Genomic DNA, 14,027 nt, shown 5'->3' with positions numbered 1-14,027 from the left:
TCCTTATCTTCGACCCAGACCGACTGACCCCATGCTGACCGAGAGCCACTTCCACGCCCCCTGGTGGGCACGCAATCCTCATCTGCAGACCATATTGCCCAAATGGCTGCGCCGCCCCCCTGCCCGTTTTGTGGCGGAGCGGTTTGAACTGCAGGATGGGGACTTTGTCGACCTCTCCTGGAGCGGGGAAGTCAGCCTTGATGAACGGCCGCTGATAGTGGTGTTTCACGGGCTGGAGGGAAGCATTCACTCCCACTACGCCAAGGGATTGTTCGCCCACCTGCAGCAAGAAGGCAGAGAGGCCGTGCTGATGCACTTTCGCGGTTGCAGTGGCGAGCCCAATCGCCACCTGCAGGCCTATCACTCCGGCGCCATCGGTGATGCGCAGGAGCTGATTGCCGAGCTGAGCCAGCGCTTCCCGGGCAAACCGCTGATCGCCATCGGCTTTTCACTGGGTGGCAATATGCTGGTCAATCTGCTGGCGCGGGGCTGTCCTGCGGCATTGAAAGCGGCGGTGGTAGTCTCGGCCCCGCTGCAACTGGCGAGCTGCGCCGAGCGGGTCAATCAGGGCTTCTCGAAGGTCTATCAGAACTATCTGCTACGCACCATGCGCCGCAACCTGCTCAACAAGATCAGCCAGCAGCAGAAAGCGAGTGAACGCTGGCAACCTCGACAAGTGGAGCAGATTGCCACCCTGCGCGATTTTGACGAGCTGGTTACCGCGCCGCTGCACGGCTTTCACAGCGCCAACCACTACTACCAGAGCTGCTCGGGACTACCGCTGCTGGCTCAGATCCCCATCCCTACCCTTATCCTGCACGCCGCCGACGATCCCTTTATGTCACGCGCGGTCATTCCCCGGCCAGAGCAACTCTCGCCCACGGTGCGCTATGAGTTGAGCCAGCGTGGCGGCCATGTCGGCTTTCTGCACGGCACGCCCTGGCGGCCACGGTTTTGGCTGGATGAACGGATCAGTCGCTGGATTGCCGAACATAGTCACTCTGCAACACAGAACTGATTGCGTCCCAACTCCTTGGCCCGATAGAGCGCCTGATCGGCCCGCTCCAGCAACTGGCTCGCCCCTTCGCCGGACACATTGCTGGCAATCCCCTGACTCACCGTCACCCAGGGGGCAACATCGGACGCCAGATGCTCCAGCCGCAGGATGGCCAAGCCATCTTGCAGCCGCTGCGCCACGCTGGCCGCCGCCTGACGGTCGGTATTGGGCAGCAGCAGCACAAACTCCTCCCCGCCATAGCGGGCCACCAGATCAGATGGTGTGCGTACCGCACGGTTGAGCGCTTGTGCCACCTCCTTGAGGCACATATCCCCTACCTGATGGCCATAGTGGTCGTTGAAGCGCTTGAAATAGTCCACATCAGGATGAGCGATAGCGGAGCGCCGCTCTCCTGGCTATGGGCCAACGCGCGCTCCAACTCGATATTGAAATGCCGCCGGTTGGCGACACCGGTCAGAGGATCTTGCTTGGCGAGCTGATCAAGTTGGCGCAGCAGCGTCAGATTTTCATGCTCCCGCATGATCGCCAACTCAAACCAGCGGTGCAGCATGCGGCGGCCAACCTCCAGCGCAATCACGTCAAACAACACGCCAAGCAGGTAGATCTGGGGAAAATCGACGCGCAAAAAGAGCTCCAACCCTACACCCACCGTCATCGGGCCCAAGAGATAGCCATAAAAAACCTTGCGATCGGGATAAAACGCGATGAGCGCAGCCAGCAGGTTGAGCCGCATGATCCCGTTGGCATAGCTGACCCCTCCCCGCAGCTCCACCTGACCAATCGTGTAGATGTGCAGCGTCCAGAGTCCGCCCCATAGCACCATCACCAGCGCAGCCATCCGTAACCAGAGGCGATCCTGCAGATGGTCACAAAAGAGGCTGACAACAGGTAGTAGCAATAGCACCACCATGACCAGGGCCAGCTCACTCTGAAAGCGCCAGGGCAAGCTGTCATCACTGGCGAGCCCGACTTGGCTGTAAACCTCGTAGCGTATCGAAAGAAACAGCACCACCAGCCAGTTCAACAACCAGAACCACACCATGCCTCGGGCAATCGCCTCTCGACGTGCGCTGTCCAGATGCTCAGTCAGGGTTAACGGCGCGCTGCGCTGCGCTTCAGACAACATCTCTCAGACTCCGGTGAAAAGGTAAAAAGTGATTGCATTCGCGGGATTCAACACAACAATAGCCTGACGATCACCTCTTTTGCTGTGAGACCTTTAAATGATCATTCCCTGGCAAGAACTGGACGGCGACACCCTGACCAACCTGATCGAACACTTTGTGTTGCAGGAGGGAACAGAATATGGAGAACAGGATGTACCGCTTGGCGTCAAAGTCGATGCAGTGAGAGAACAATTACAGCAAGGCAAAGCTGTCATCGTCTATAGCGAGCTGCACGAATCGGTGAATATCGTGATGAAAGACCGCTTCATCGAGCAGTCTTGACCCAACCGCAATCCGGACCTTATAACGGAATTCCCAAGGAAGAGAGAATCCCATGTCGGCCAAGCACCCCATTATTGCCGTTACCGGTTCGTCCGGTGCCGGCACCTCCACCTCCACCAACGCCTTTCGCTCCATGTTCCATCAACTGGGATATACCGCGGCTGTGGTGGAAGGTGACAGTTTTCACCGCTACACCCGACCGGAAATGGATGTAGCGATCCGCAAGGCGCGCGAACAGGGGCGTCATATCAGCTATTTTGGCCCTGAGGCCAATGACTTCGGGCTGCTGGAGAGCTTTTTCCAGGGCTATGGGCAGGATGGCAATGGCCAGTATCGCCGCTACCTGCACAGCTTTGACGAGGCGGTGCCCTTCAACCAGATGCCCGGCACCTTTACCCCCTGGCAGCATCTGCCCAGCAATACCGATCTGCTGTTTTATGAAGGGCTGCACGGCGGTGTGGTCACCGAGGATCACAATGTGGCGCGCCACGTGGATTTTCTGATAGGCGTGGTACCCATCGTCAACCTGGAGTGGATCCAGAAGCTCATTCGCGATACCTCGGAGCGAGGGCATTCCCGCGAGGCGGTGACCGACTCCATCGTTCGCTCCATGGATGACTACATCAACTTCATCACCCCGCAGTTCTCGCGCACCCATATCAACTTCCAGCGAGTACCGACGGTGGATACCTCCAACCCCTTCAGCGCCAAGGTGATCCCGAGTCTGGACGAGAGTATGCTGGTGATCCGGTTTCGCGGTATCAAGCAGGTGGATTTCCCCTACCTGCTGTCGATGATCGACGGCTCATTCATGTCGCGGATGAACACCATAGTGGTGCCGGGTGGCAAGATGGGCTTTGCGATGGAGCTGATCCTGCGCCCGCTCATCCAGCAATTGATCGAAACCGGCAAAATAACCTGATTCAAAGGAGTTCACGATGCGGCTTGCTTATCTCTCTGTGGCACTGCTCGCCCTGCTTGGCGGTTGCAGCAGCGGGCCGGCGGCACCCACGCTGGAGTCCGGCACCATGCTGGTTCGTCCGATGGGCAACTGGACCTATGGTGCAACCCCGCGCTACGCCCTGGCCGAGCAGTATCAATTTGCCGGTGAGTTGGCGGAAGGGTGGCTAGAGCCAATGCAGCAGGCGGTAAGCCGGGAGCTCAATAGCAAGGGGTGGCAGAGTGCACCGCTTGACGAGGCGGATCTGTGGGTCGCCATCGGCGTCGCGGGCGGCAAGGATATGAGTGACGGCGAGATTTTCGCCCGTCTTGGCATGACGCCCGGGGTATATGCCTCGGCCAACCAGCGCAAAGGGTCGCTGGCCATCGTGCTGCTCGATCGCAAAACCCAGAAAGCGGTCTGGAGCAGCATCATCCAGCTGACCAGCGACGTGAGCATTGAAGACAGCCAGCGTCAGGCACTCAGCCAGCAGCTCGCGGCCGAGCTGCTCAATCGCGTCCCCACCAACTAGCGCTTGTTTAGTGATAACGGATGGATAGAAAAACGGCTTGCCTCCCGGCAAGCCGTTTTTTGTGGTCTCACAGTTGTGTCCCAGTCTGGTCTTGGCCAGACTGGGACACAAAGCTGCACACCTTCAGCTATCTGTGGTCACTTATTTAAGCGTACAGGTCAACAGTGTGACCCCTTTCTGGGTGAGAAGAGCCTGTTTCTCTTGATTCCAGAAGGTGGTCAGGCCGTCAGAATATTTGGCGCCAGACTCTGACTCCACACGCGCCAGCTTGTGGTAAACCCCAGAATAGGGGAACTGCACCATGTCAGCCTGGGCATCATAGGTAACGGCCAGCATCTCTTCGCCACACTGGTATTGGCTGTATTGATACTGGGTAGGTTGCGGGCTGCTGCACGCCGCCAGGCCCAAAAGGGGAAGCAGAGCGATCAATTTTTTCATTGCACTTTCCTTATGTAATGGCTTTATGTCATGGCCTTGTGCAGTGGCCTTACGTAACGGCCTTATGCCAGGGTACCAACGAAACTATCGTTATCAAGCTTCAACAATTTGATAACTATGGGTAATTTGTACCGCTTTTTCCAACATCAGGGAAACAGAACAGTATTTTTCCATCGACAGATCGACCGCTCTGGCCACCTGTTTCTCTGCCAATCCCTTGCCCGTCACCACGAAGTGCAGATTAATCTTCTCGAAAACCCGGGGCACGCTATCGACCCGTTCGCCACTGACATCGACATGGCATGCGGTCACAGACTGGCGCGCTTTTTCGAGGATGGAGACCACATCAATGGAGCTGCAGCCACCGACCGCCAGCAGGATCATCTCCATCGGGCTGGCCCCCTCACCGGGGTTGGCACCATCCAGGATCACCTTGTGACCGGATTCACTCTCACCCACAAACTTCATCCCTTCCACCCAGCTGACCTTGGCTTTCATCTCGCACTCTCTCCTGTTAATCATGATGATGGATCCCTAGCATAACCCAGTCGCTTATCTCTGCCGAACAGGGGGAGTTGGGATGGAAATAGATCAAAATCAACATCTCCGACCTCTATCTTCCCTAGAATGGCCGGAGCGGCGCAGCAGGCATTACTCAAAGGGCTCTGTCAAAAGCCCGCAAAGCCTTGTCAGCACAGGCAAAGGCTCTTATCCTACTGCGACCAATACAAGGAATGGCAAGATTGGCAGCTTGCCCGGACGCACAAGTCCATAAAAAGACACTACAGAGGAATTCTCATGGTCATTGGCAAACCGCAAAGCGATCCCACCCTGGAATGGTTCTTGTCGCACTGCCACATTCATAAGTATCCCGCCAAGAGCACCCTGATCCATGCGGGTGAAAAAGCGGAGACCCTCTACTACATCGTCAAGGGCACCGTGGCCGTCTTGATCAAGGACGATGAGGGCAAAGAGATGATCCTCTCCTATCTGAACCAGGGTGATTTCCTGGGCGAGATGGGGATGTTCGAGGAGAACGAGAACCCCGAGCGCTCCGCCTGGGTTCGCGCGAAAGGCTCTTGCGAAGTGGCAGAGATCTCCTACAAGAAGTTCCGCCAGCTGATCCAGGTCAACCCGGACATTTTGATGCGTCTCTCTGGCCAGATGGCCAAGCGCCTGCAACACACCAGCCAGAAAGTGGGTAACCTCGCCTTCCTGGATGTGACCGGCCGGATCGCCCAGACCCTGCTCAACCTGGCCAAACAGCCGGATGCCATGACCCACCCGGATGGCATGCAGATCAAGATCACCCGTCAGGAGATCGGCCAGATCGTCGGCTGCTCTCGTGAAACCGTGGGCCGCATCCTGAAGATGCTGGAAGAGCAGGAGCTCATCTCTGCTCACGGCAAGACCATTGTGGTATTTGGCACTCGCTGATGACCCGTCCGCAGGCCTGACTGAGGCCTTGGGATAAAAAAGGCTGCTACGGCAGCCTTTTTTGATCCTCTCCCCTATAATCCCGAACGCCCTTCACTGTTCCGGCATTCGCCCAGAGAGTTACTATGCACCTTCAATGTCCCCGCTGCCGCAGTCCGCTCCATCTTCATGAAGCCTCCCAGGGGCGCTATTGCGACAACAAGCATCACTTCGATCCGGCACCGGAAGGTTATCTGGATCTCATCCCCGGCAAGAAAAACCCCAAAGACAGCGACAGCCGTGCCCTGATGCGCGCCAAGCACCATTTCCTGGAGGCCGGCCACCAACTGCCGCTAGTTGAGGCCATGGCCGGCCTGCTCGCTCCGCTGGCCCCACAAGAGCTGATCCATCTTGGATGCGGTGAAGGCTACTACTGCCGCGCGCTGGCAGAGCGCCTGCCCGGCTGGCAGTTTGCTGGGGTTGATATCGCCAAGAACACCATCTTTGCCGCCAAAAAAGCGCAGCCGGACGGCCAGTTTGTCATTGCCGATCCCGCCCGAGCACCGCTGCAACCGGGCTCTGCTCAGGTGCTGCTGGTCAACGATCTCAAGGTCAAGACCGAGCAGCTGGTCAGCTGGCTGGCGCCCGGTGGCTATCTGCTCTATCTGCAGCCTGGCCCCCGTCATCAGTGGCAACTGCGGGTCAGCCTCAACCCGGTGAGCATGGAACACCCCCTCAGCTGGCCAACCCTCGGCGGCCTCAATCCGGTGACTCAACAACGCTGCCAGTTCAGCCTCACCATGGATCAGGCCATGCGCAGCTTTATTCTGGAGACCAGCCGTCTTGGCTGGCGGGCAACCGGTGAGCAGCGTCACGCTTTCGCTCAACAAGGCCCGAATGAACTGGAACAGGATCTGCTGCTGACCCTGTGGCAACAGCCCATCTGATCACTGGGGGGAGCCTTGCAAGGCTCCCGCCCCGTTTTTCCCGCCCCGCCCCATTCTCCCCTGCGTGATCTAGCTCACAACTGAGCCATCGACTTTGTTGCTCAGAACAGCCTTGATGTCAAAAAAGTCACTAGAAAACAATTCATTGAATTTAATCTTTTTCTATCTTGTCAAAAACCGTCACACCCAGTTTTGATAACGACCTCGCAACCTCAATTAAACAACGATGGATTCAGGCCCAGTCAAGGTTGGGACGCCTACCGTGTGGCTATCGGACTATTTCCGATTTCACAAAACCGACAACAAGTTCGGAAGTGTTTACATCAGAGGAATAACGCATATGAAGAAGTCTGCACTGACTATTGCCATCTCCAGCCTGCTGCTGGCGAGCGGTGCCCATGCTGCTACCGTTTACAACCAGAACGATACCAAGCTGGAGATCGGCGGCCGTGCACAAGGTGCTTACTACGGTACTGACGACAACGGTTCCGAAGGTGACCAGAGCTACTTCCGTCTGCACGTTGCTGGCGAGACCAAGATTGCTCCCGAGATGAAGGCGTTCGGCTTTGCCGAGTACAACCTGCCGACTTCCGGTTCTGACAACGACGAGCTGCGTTATGCCTATGCCGGCATCAAGCACGACCGTTTCGGCGCATTCAGCTATGGTCGTCAGGATGGCCTGTTCACCAAGGCCGTCAACAACTATACCGACGTCCTGCCTGAGTGGGGCGGTGACGGCCTGGGCAAAGATACCGAAGTATTCGGCACCGGCCGTACCAACGGTCTGGCCCAGTACATCTACACCTATCAGGGGCTGACTCTGGGTGCCCAGTTCACCGGTAACAATGATCCGCAGAATGCTGACCGCTCTAACCTCTCTGGTGCACACAGCACTTGGAATCCGAAGGGCTCTGCAGAAGGTTTTGCTGTATCTGCCAACTATGATTTCGACATGGGTCTGAGTCTGGGTACTGCTTATAACCAAGCAGGTAAAACAGATGAGCAGGCAGCCAATGCCGCTTTTGGTGGTGATCGCGACGCTAAACTATACGGCGTAGGTGCCAAATACGCAGTGGGTGACCTTTACTTGGCAGCAACCTATTCCCACGGTGAAGACCACCTGTATGTCAAAACCTTCAACGGCTATGCAGAGAAGATGGATGGCTACGAAGCTGTTGCCCAGTACGCCATCGGCAAGTTCAAGCCTTCTCTGGCCTACCTGCGCACTGACGTGAAAGACTCAGCTCACGGTGTTGATGATACCTACACCGAGTACGTATCTATCGGTGCCTGGTACAACTTCACCGACAACTTCAACGCCTACGTTGACTACAAGATCAATCTGTTGGACAACAATGGCGTGGATGCTCACACCAACTCTCTGGGCAAGAACACCGACGACGTAGTCGCGGTTGCCCTGCAGTACAACTTCTAAGTAATTGGAAGTCAGTTATACCCTGTGATACCAATGTCTACTGTTTGAATGACTTCCGGCCGCTCTGCGGCCGGTTTTTTTATTGCGCCTTTTCAGCACCTTGCATATAACTATCGAGCGGATTGATGGCAATATCCGCGCCGTTGACAGGGAGTGACAAGGAGATATTCACGGATGAGACAAGTGCGCGGTAACATAGACTGGCAACGCGGGTGGCAGTTGTTGCCACTGCTGTTGATATCGCTCATCTGGAGCAGCACGGCAGATGCCAGCTGGGATCAGAGCCTCTATCGTCAACTGGGTCTGGCCGGCAAGCTGGATAAACAGACCTTTCGTCAGGCACTCAACAGTTATCAAACTGTGCGCCACAAACGAAAACCTATTCTCACCATCATCGATTACAGCAAGCCATCCACCCAGCGCAGACTGTTTGTCATCGATATGAAGCGCCACAAGCTGCTTTATCACACCTGGGTCAGCCATGGCCGGAACTCAGGTGAACTGGCCGCAAAACGCTTTTCCAACCAGCTCAACTCCCGCCAAAGTTCCCTCGGCGTCTATCGCACCGCAGAAACCTATCTGGGCAAGCATGGCTACTCCCTGCGGCTGGACGGGCTAAGCCCCGGCAAGAACAGCAATGCCCGCAAGCGTGCCATCGTGGTACATGGCGCCGCCTATGCCAGCCCGACTCATCTGCGCAAATATGACAAGCTGGGCCGCAGCTGGGGTTGCCCCGCCCTGCCCAAGGAGCAGGCCAGGGCCATCATAGATACCATCAAGGGAGGGAGTGTCATCTACGCTCACGGCTAGCGGGCACAACACCAGAAAACGCAAGGCCAGCAATCGCTGGCCTTGTTTGTTACGCTTTTCACTCTAAACGTGGCGCGTTATTGGCGCACCACCAGTACCGGACAGGGTGCATGACGCACCACAGACTCGGCGACACTGCCTACCAGCAGATGGCTGATACCGGAGCGACCGTGGCTGCCCATCACGATCAGCTCAACCTCATCCTCCTTGGCCTGAATGACAATTTCATCGGCGGCGCGGCCAAAGCGAATATCAAAGGTAGCCGGGATCGGCAGGGTGGCAACCAGCTCTTTGAGCTGGGTTCTGGCCTGACGCTCCATCTCGTGAGTAATCTCGATGGCCGTCATATGAAGGATCTTGTAACTGTCAAAACCGTGCAGTTGATCAACCACGTGGATCAGCTTGAGCTGGGCCTGATGGCTCTGTGCCATGAAAACGGCATAGTCGAGTACCGCGCGAGACATTTGGGAAAAATCGACTGGACAGAGCAGAGTCTTGATCGATGGCATAATGCAGTCTCCTCTACTGATTGGGGTGCTATTGAATCTTTACTCGATCATAACGATCCGACCGCAAATAACCCTCGACCCTGTCGCAAAATAGAGATGCGGGATGTTTTCTCCGCCCGCCGCGATCAATGGCATGGTATAAATCAGGTGATAAATGCTCTCCTCACCCCTGCGAGGATAATGCTGACCATGCTACGCATCGGTTGTTTGCTGCTTTGCTCTCTGTGTGCGATCGCCCACGCTCGCACAACCGATATCCACGTCTATTGCGATGGCTGGCCCGGTTTCTGCCAACCGGATGGCCGCGGTATCTATCTCGATCTGGTGCGAACCATCTACCAACCCCACGGCTATCAGATCGTGCCCCATATCGTGCCTTACAAACGCGCCGTCGCCATGGTAGCCAGGCAAGAGGGGGATATGGCAATGAGTGTCTATCGGGACGAGATCAAGGGGGTCAAACAGCCCCATCAGCCAGCCTCCGCCGATGATGTGACCGTCTTCATGCTCAAGCAGTGGCAGCCACAATGGCGGGGAGAACGCAGCCTGGAGGGAGAGACCGTACTCTGGCGGCGAGGATGGGTGCTGGATAAATATCTTCCGGTCACCATGCGATGGCATGAGATCGACAACCATGAGATGGCCCTGCAGCTGATTAGCAAGGGGCGCTATCGCTATTACCTGACCGCTGGCGTGCTCCATTCTACCGATGAGACCCCGGCCAATATGTACCGCACCATTTTGCGCTGGATCCCGACTTACCCCATTTTTGCCGATACCGAGCAGGGCGACCGGCTACTGCAGTTGTGGGAGCAGGAGATGGTGAATCTGATCCGTCGCGGCACGCTGGCCGAGATATATCGCCGTTATCACCTCTATGACTACTACCGCGACTTTCTCGAGGAGCAGGCGGTCAAGGCAGGCGAAAACTGATCCCACCATAGGGGAAAGAGAAGGATACCGCAGCCCCGTCAACAGCGGCCACCGCCAGCAACCAGTCTATGAGCAACACCGTTTCCATTACGGTTTGATTGACCGTGGCCACGCCACAACTCAGGGTTGCCGGAACCCCTTCGCCAAGCGGTCATAGAGGATCACATTGACCGAGGCGGCCAGATTCATGCAGCCCTGGGTCGGCACATAAACCACATCTTTCACCGCGCCATAGAGGGCGGGATCGAGCGTGCCATCCTCCGGCCCGAAGATATAAAAAGCGCGTTCCGGATGGACATAGTCGGGGAGCGGTGTAGCGCCGTCGATCAGATCAACCACCACGGGCACGCATCCCTGCGGGATAAACGCCATCAGATCATCCACCCCGAGCAGCGGGATCTTCTCCACCATCTGCTTGGTATCGGTGGCAAAGCGGCGCGCCAGCTCGAAGCGGTTGCCAGTGTAGTAGACCTCGTCCACCCCGTAACAACCCGCAGCCCGCATCACTGAGCCGACATTTTCCGGAGACTTGGGATTGACCAGCCCCACACAGCAGAATGCACTCTTTTCCATCATCTCTCCTCATCTTGCGGCGGCCATTATAAGCCGTTGCAGGGCCACCGACCCGTTAAAAGTCCCCTCCCCGGCTAAACCGCTTGCCAACCCATCTTTGAATGTCGATTTATTGTGCGCAATCCGACAAATCTTGCACAAGCCGATAGCCAGCAAACGTTTCCCAGCAATAATGGACAAACGTTTGCAAATGGATGTTTGTCTATGACTGAGCGTGAACAAGAGATCCTCGCCATGCTGCGTCAGGATCCCATGATTGCCCAGCAGGAGCTGGCCGATCGCCTCGGCATCAGCCGCTCCGCGCTGGCCAGCCACATCTCCAGCCTGATCCGGCAGGGATATGTGCAAGGCAGAGGTTATGTACTGCGAGAGGGCCCCTACATAGTGGTGATCGGCGGTGCCAATATGGATATTTGCGGCACCAGCCATGACAACCTGCTGCTCGGCGACTCCAACCCGGGCAAGGTGCGCACCTCGGCAGGCGGTGTCGGCCGCAATATCGCCGAGAATCTGGCGCGGCTCGGCAGCGACACCCGGCTGCTGACAGCGGTCGGCAACGACCAGTATGGCCACCATCTGCTGGAGGTAAGCCAGCGGGCCGGCGTCGATGTGCGCCAGACTCTGGTGCTCGATGGTCACGCCACCTCCTGTTATCTCAGCCTGCATGATGGTAGCGGCGAAATGAGCTGCGCCATCAACGACATGGCCATCATAGAGCAGCTCACCCCAGCCCGCCTGACCCCCCTCGCAGGCTTTCTCGGTGGTGCCCGGCTCTGGGTGCTCGACACCAATCTGGCTATCCATACCCTCGACTGGTTGTTTGAACGGCAAGGTGAGCACGCCATCTTTGTCGATACCGTTTCGGTGGCCAAAGTGGAGAAGATCCGCCCCTGGCTCGGCAAGATCCACACCCTCAAACCCAATCGCAGCGAGGCAGAGCAGCTGTGCGGCATGACCATCGCCGGGCCCGAAACCTGGCCCATGGTGGCCGCCTGGTTCCACCGCGCCGGGGTCAAGCGACTGTTCCTCAGTCTGGGTGAACAGGGGATCTTTTACAGCGATGGCGAGCAGCAGGGTCACCTGCCGGTACTGGGTAGTCCGGTACTCAACGTCACCGGCGGCGGGGATGCCTTTATGGCTGGCCTCGCCCACGCCTGGCTGCAAGAGCTCGACATTGCCCAGACCACCCGCTTTGCCTTGGGCTGCGCCGCCCTCACCGTCAATTGTTCCGATACCGTTTTTTCCGGTCTGAGCAAGACCGCCGTTGACCGCATACTGGAGGAGTACTCATGCTGAACGCTTACCTCGATATCCAACCGGAAGTGGCTGCCGCACTGGCCGCCGGCAAACCGGTGGTCGCCCTCGAATCCACCATCATCTCCCACGGCATGCCCTATCCGCAGAACGTGGAGACGGCCCGTCAGGTTGAACAGGTGGTGCGCGATAACGGCGCCATTCCGGCCACCATCGCCATCCTCGACGGCCGCCTGAAGGTGGGTCTGGATGCGAGTGCGCTGGAAGCGCTGGGCCGGGCTGGCCACAGCGTGACCAAGTGCAGCCGCCGCGACATTCCGTTCGTACTGGCGCGCAAGGGGATGGGGGCCACCACGGTCGCCTCGACCATGATCATCGCCGCTATGGCGGGGATCCGGGTCTTTGCCACCGGTGGCATTGGCGGGGTACATCGCGGCGCGCAAGAGACCTTCGATATCTCCGCCGATCTGCAGGAGCTGGCGCAAACGCCAGTGGCCGTAGTCTGCGCCGGAGCCAAGTCGATCCTCGATATCGGGCTGACGCTGGAGTATCTGGAGACCCAGGGGGTGCCGGTGATCGGCTATCAAACCGAAGAGCTGCCCGCCTTCTACACCCGCGAGAGCGGCTTCAAGGTCGATTATCGCCTCGATACCCCGGCAGCCATCGCCGAGGCGCTACGCCTCAAGTGGGAGCTGGGACTGACGGGCGGCGCCGTGGTGGCCAACCCCATCCCGACCGCACACGCCATGCCCAAAGCCGATATCGACGCAGCCATTGCCCAAGCGTTGCGTGAAGCCGATGAGCAGGGGATCAAGGGCAAGGCGTCGACCCCCTTCCTGCTGGCCCGCGTCTGCGAGCTGACTGGCGGCAACTCGCTGGCGGCCAACATCCAGCTGGTACTGAACAACGCGGCACTTGGCGCCCGCATCGCCGCCAGCCTCTGATCGCTCGCCGATACCTCGCCATGTAAAAGAGGGCCTCGCGGCCCTCTTGTGGTTTTTGCTATCTGCAGTGCTATTGCAACGCTGTGTTATTGCAGCACCACGCGCCCATTGAGGGGCTGCACCGGCCGGTTGTTGGGGTGGTGCATCACCGCCTTGAAGGCGTCGATCTGGGCCTGACTGACCTCAATCGGCTGCTTCATCACCAGCCAGCGCACTCCTTCCGAGCAGGGAGGCGTAGTAAGGGAACCGCTGAAGCGATAGTAGTCACGATTCTCAGGCAGCAGTTGCTCAGCAGAGAGCGGCGCCTTGAGGGCCTGGATCTCCCCCACCTTGGCAGGTAATGCACTCCAAGCTGCCGCCAACGCCGGATTGGCCTTGCCAGCCTCGAACATCACCGCCACCACGGCGATCTCTCCCTTGTCACTGACATGCACCAGATGCCCTTCCAGCGGATAGGATTTGCCCTCGATGAGGTTCTCACTCGGGGCGTGGAAGTGGAACTGCTTGAGTTCAAACCTGGTGCCATCGAGTTGCAAGGTGCTGCCCGGGGCATAACCGACCTGCACGGTATGACCGTTGTTGACCACTGTGTTGCCACCCGCCTGATAGTGGAGTACCAGCGGGGCCAGTTTGGCCTCGACCAATCCGCTCAGGTCAACCGGCGACTGATTGCTGCCCGCACACTGACCAAACTCAGGGGTCAGCTTGGCCCAGTGGGCAGGCCCCGCCTCACCGCTATATTCCCAATGGGGGGTGGCAGCAAACACGACAGGGCACAGCAACAGGGAGCAGGCCAACAGAGACTTTCTCATCATACATCCTTATTGTGA

18 protein-coding genes are annotated in these 14,027 nt (G+C 57.8%); 11 read left to right on the top strand and 7 right to left on the bottom strand.

The window, feature by feature from the left end; all coding sequences use genetic code 11:
* Positions 1–31: 31 nt before the first annotated feature.
* Positions 32–1,018 carry a hydrolase gene (locus ACTG19_RS17625; RefSeq protein WP_439989341.1) on the top strand — a complete coding sequence of 329 codons (987 nt, stop codon included), beginning with the start codon at positions 32–34 and terminating at the stop codon, positions 1,016–1,018.
* On the opposite strand, the gene ACTG19_RS17620 is transcribed toward ACTG19_RS17625, so the two are convergent.
* Both ACTG19_RS17620 and ACTG19_RS17615 read right to left on the bottom strand, forming a co-directional pair.
* On the bottom strand, positions 997–1,377 hold the full coding sequence (locus ACTG19_RS17620) for a diguanylate cyclase (RefSeq protein WP_257124431.1): 381 nt from the start codon (positions 1,375–1,377) through the stop codon (positions 997–999). The two genes, ACTG19_RS17625 and ACTG19_RS17620, sit on opposite strands and share 22 nt — an antisense overlap.
* Entirely contained in the window at positions 1,332–2,144 is an 813-nt protein-coding gene (locus ACTG19_RS17615; RefSeq protein WP_429102816.1) for a membrane-associated sensor domain-containing protein, read from the bottom strand. Before ACTG19_RS17615 ends, ACTG19_RS17620 begins: the two co-directional genes overlap by 46 nt.
* A 97-nt stretch (positions 2,145–2,241) precedes the next feature.
* On the opposite strand from ACTG19_RS17615, the gene ACTG19_RS17610 reads away from it, so the two are divergent.
* Genes ACTG19_RS17610 through ACTG19_RS17600 form a run of 3 tightly spaced genes read left to right on the top strand, consistent with a single transcriptional unit; the run spans position 2,242 to position 3,938 of the window.
* A complete protein-coding gene (locus ACTG19_RS17610) occupies positions 2,242–2,466 on the top strand; it encodes a YheU family protein (protein ID WP_005335298.1) in 225 nt (74 codons plus the stop codon).
* A gap of 52 nt (positions 2,467–2,518) precedes the next feature.
* Positions 2,519–3,388 carry a phosphoribulokinase gene (locus ACTG19_RS17605; protein ID WP_005335299.1) on the top strand — a complete coding sequence of 290 codons (870 nt, stop codon included), beginning with the start codon at positions 2,519–2,521 and terminating at the stop codon, positions 3,386–3,388.
* Between the two features lie 16 nt (positions 3,389–3,404).
* Positions 3,405–3,938: a DUF4136 domain-containing protein gene (locus ACTG19_RS17600; protein ID WP_421323032.1), complete on the top strand. Its 534-nt coding sequence runs from the start codon at positions 3,405–3,407 to the stop codon at positions 3,936–3,938.
* 141 nt (positions 3,939–4,079) lie between these two features.
* Here the strand turns inward: ACTG19_RS17600 and ACTG19_RS17595 are convergent, their stop codons facing one another.
* Both ACTG19_RS17595 and ACTG19_RS17590 read right to left on the bottom strand, forming a co-directional pair.
* Positions 4,080–4,376 carry an MliC family protein gene (locus ACTG19_RS17595; protein WP_113739634.1) on the bottom strand — a complete coding sequence of 99 codons (297 nt, stop codon included), beginning with the start codon at positions 4,374–4,376 and terminating at the stop codon, positions 4,080–4,082.
* Between the two features lie 93 nt (positions 4,377–4,469).
* Positions 4,470–4,874: an OsmC family protein gene (locus ACTG19_RS17590; protein ID WP_005362569.1), complete on the bottom strand. Its 405-nt coding sequence runs from the start codon at positions 4,872–4,874 to the stop codon at positions 4,470–4,472.
* A gap of 300 nt (positions 4,875–5,174) precedes the next feature.
* Between ACTG19_RS17590 and crp the strand changes: the two genes are divergently transcribed.
* From crp to ACTG19_RS17570, 4 genes are all read left to right on the top strand, one after another.
* Positions 5,175–5,813 (top strand): cAMP-activated global transcriptional regulator CRP, encoded by a 639-nt coding sequence (gene crp / locus ACTG19_RS17585; protein WP_005335304.1) that lies wholly within the window; start codon positions 5,175–5,177, stop codon positions 5,811–5,813.
* 125 nt (positions 5,814–5,938) lie between these two features.
* A complete protein-coding gene (locus ACTG19_RS17580; RefSeq protein WP_439989340.1) occupies positions 5,939–6,739 on the top strand; it encodes a putative RNA methyltransferase in 801 nt (266 codons plus the stop codon).
* A 340-nt stretch (positions 6,740–7,079) separates the two neighbouring features.
* Positions 7,080–8,174 (top strand): porin, encoded by a 1,095-nt coding sequence (locus tag ACTG19_RS17575; RefSeq protein ID WP_439985624.1) that lies wholly within the window; start codon positions 7,080–7,082, stop codon positions 8,172–8,174.
* Positions 8,175–8,348: 174 nt separating this feature from the next.
* On the top strand, positions 8,349–8,984 hold the full coding sequence (locus ACTG19_RS17570; RefSeq protein ID WP_252657246.1) for a murein L,D-transpeptidase catalytic domain family protein: 636 nt from the start codon (positions 8,349–8,351) through the stop codon (positions 8,982–8,984).
* 77 nt (positions 8,985–9,061) lie between these two features.
* On the opposite strand, the gene ACTG19_RS17565 is transcribed toward ACTG19_RS17570, so the two are convergent.
* Positions 9,062–9,493: a universal stress protein gene (locus ACTG19_RS17565; RefSeq protein WP_005335309.1), complete on the bottom strand. Its 432-nt coding sequence runs from the start codon at positions 9,491–9,493 to the stop codon at positions 9,062–9,064.
* Between the two features lie 189 nt (positions 9,494–9,682).
* Here ACTG19_RS17565 and ACTG19_RS17560 point away from each other — a divergent pair, with 189 nt between their 5' ends.
* Positions 9,683–10,426, top strand: a complete 744-nt coding sequence (locus ACTG19_RS17560) for a substrate-binding periplasmic protein (protein ID WP_439989339.1) — start codon at positions 9,683–9,685, stop codon at positions 10,424–10,426.
* 120 nt (positions 10,427–10,546) lie between these two features.
* Here ACTG19_RS17560 and ACTG19_RS17555 read toward each other — a convergent pair whose 3' ends face one another.
* Positions 10,547–10,999 carry an RNA methyltransferase gene (locus ACTG19_RS17555; protein WP_005335311.1) on the bottom strand — a complete coding sequence of 151 codons (453 nt, stop codon included), beginning with the start codon at positions 10,997–10,999 and terminating at the stop codon, positions 10,547–10,549.
* 204 nt (positions 11,000–11,203) lie between these two features.
* On the opposite strand from ACTG19_RS17555, the gene ACTG19_RS17550 reads away from it, so the two are divergent.
* Both ACTG19_RS17550 and ACTG19_RS17545 read left to right on the top strand, forming a co-directional pair.
* Positions 11,204–12,295, top strand: coding sequence for a PfkB family carbohydrate kinase (locus ACTG19_RS17550; protein ID WP_439989338.1), 1,092 nt, complete (start codon positions 11,204–11,206; stop codon positions 12,293–12,295).
* Positions 12,289–13,197, top strand: a complete 909-nt coding sequence (locus ACTG19_RS17545; protein WP_439989337.1) for a pseudouridine-5'-phosphate glycosidase — start codon at positions 12,289–12,291, stop codon at positions 13,195–13,197. The genes ACTG19_RS17550 and ACTG19_RS17545 overlap by 7 nt, the downstream gene beginning before the upstream one ends.
* 86 nt (positions 13,198–13,283) lie before the next feature.
* On the opposite strand, the gene ACTG19_RS17540 is transcribed toward ACTG19_RS17545, so the two are convergent.
* On the bottom strand, positions 13,284–14,009 hold the full coding sequence (locus ACTG19_RS17540; protein ID WP_201992107.1) for a carbonic anhydrase: 726 nt from the start codon (positions 14,007–14,009) through the stop codon (positions 13,284–13,286).
* Positions 14,010–14,027 lie beyond the last annotated feature (18 nt).

The organism is Aeromonas sp. 3P (genome assembly GCF_051919745.1).
Taxonomy (GTDB): domain Bacteria; phylum Pseudomonadota; class Gammaproteobacteria; order Enterobacterales; family Aeromonadaceae; genus Aeromonas; species Aeromonas veronii.
This window is presented reverse-complemented; position numbering and strand designations above follow the sequence as displayed.

Coding starts and splice junctions, on each gene's coding strand:
- ACTG19_RS17605 (WP_005335299.1), top strand. CDS start 2,519: ATGTCGGCCAAGCACCCCATTATTGCCGTTACCGGTTCGTCCGGTGCC.
- ACTG19_RS17600 (WP_421323032.1), top strand. CDS start 3,405: ATGCGGCTTGCTTATCTCTCTGTGGCACTGCTCGCCCTGCTTGGCGGT.
- ACTG19_RS17545 (WP_439989337.1), top strand. CDS start 12,289: ATGCTGAACGCTTACCTCGATATCCAACCGGAAGTGGCTGCCGCACTG.
- ACTG19_RS17550 (WP_439989338.1), top strand. CDS start 11,204: ATGACTGAGCGTGAACAAGAGATCCTCGCCATGCTGCGTCAGGATCCC.
- ACTG19_RS17575 (WP_439985624.1), top strand. CDS start 7,080: ATGAAGAAGTCTGCACTGACTATTGCCATCTCCAGCCTGCTGCTGGCG.
- ACTG19_RS17610 (WP_005335298.1), top strand. CDS start 2,242: ATGATCATTCCCTGGCAAGAACTGGACGGCGACACCCTGACCAACCTG.
- ACTG19_RS17625 (WP_439989341.1), top strand. CDS start 32: ATGCTGACCGAGAGCCACTTCCACGCCCCCTGGTGGGCACGCAATCCT.
- ACTG19_RS17570 (WP_252657246.1), top strand. CDS start 8,349: ATGAGACAAGTGCGCGGTAACATAGACTGGCAACGCGGGTGGCAGTTG.
- ACTG19_RS17580 (WP_439989340.1), top strand. CDS start 5,939: ATGCACCTTCAATGTCCCCGCTGCCGCAGTCCGCTCCATCTTCATGAA.
- ACTG19_RS17555 (WP_005335311.1), bottom strand. CDS start 10,999: ATGGAAAAGAGTGCATTCTGCTGTGTGGGGCTGGTCAATCCCAAGTCT.
- ACTG19_RS17565 (WP_005335309.1), bottom strand. CDS start 9,493: ATGCCATCGATCAAGACTCTGCTCTGTCCAGTCGATTTTTCCCAAATG.
- ACTG19_RS17560 (WP_439989339.1), top strand. CDS start 9,683: ATGCTACGCATCGGTTGTTTGCTGCTTTGCTCTCTGTGTGCGATCGCC.
- ACTG19_RS17540 (WP_201992107.1), bottom strand. CDS start 14,009: ATGAGAAAGTCTCTGTTGGCCTGCTCCCTGTTGCTGTGCCCTGTCGTG.
- ACTG19_RS17590 (WP_005362569.1), bottom strand. CDS start 4,874: ATGAAAGCCAAGGTCAGCTGGGTGGAAGGGATGAAGTTTGTGGGTGAG.
- ACTG19_RS17615 (WP_429102816.1), bottom strand. CDS start 2,144: ATGTTGTCTGAAGCGCAGCGCAGCGCGCCGTTAACCCTGACTGAGCAT.
- crp (WP_005335304.1), top strand. CDS start 5,175: ATGGTCATTGGCAAACCGCAAAGCGATCCCACCCTGGAATGGTTCTTG.
- ACTG19_RS17595 (WP_113739634.1), bottom strand. CDS start 4,376: ATGAAAAAATTGATCGCTCTGCTTCCCCTTTTGGGCCTGGCGGCGTGC.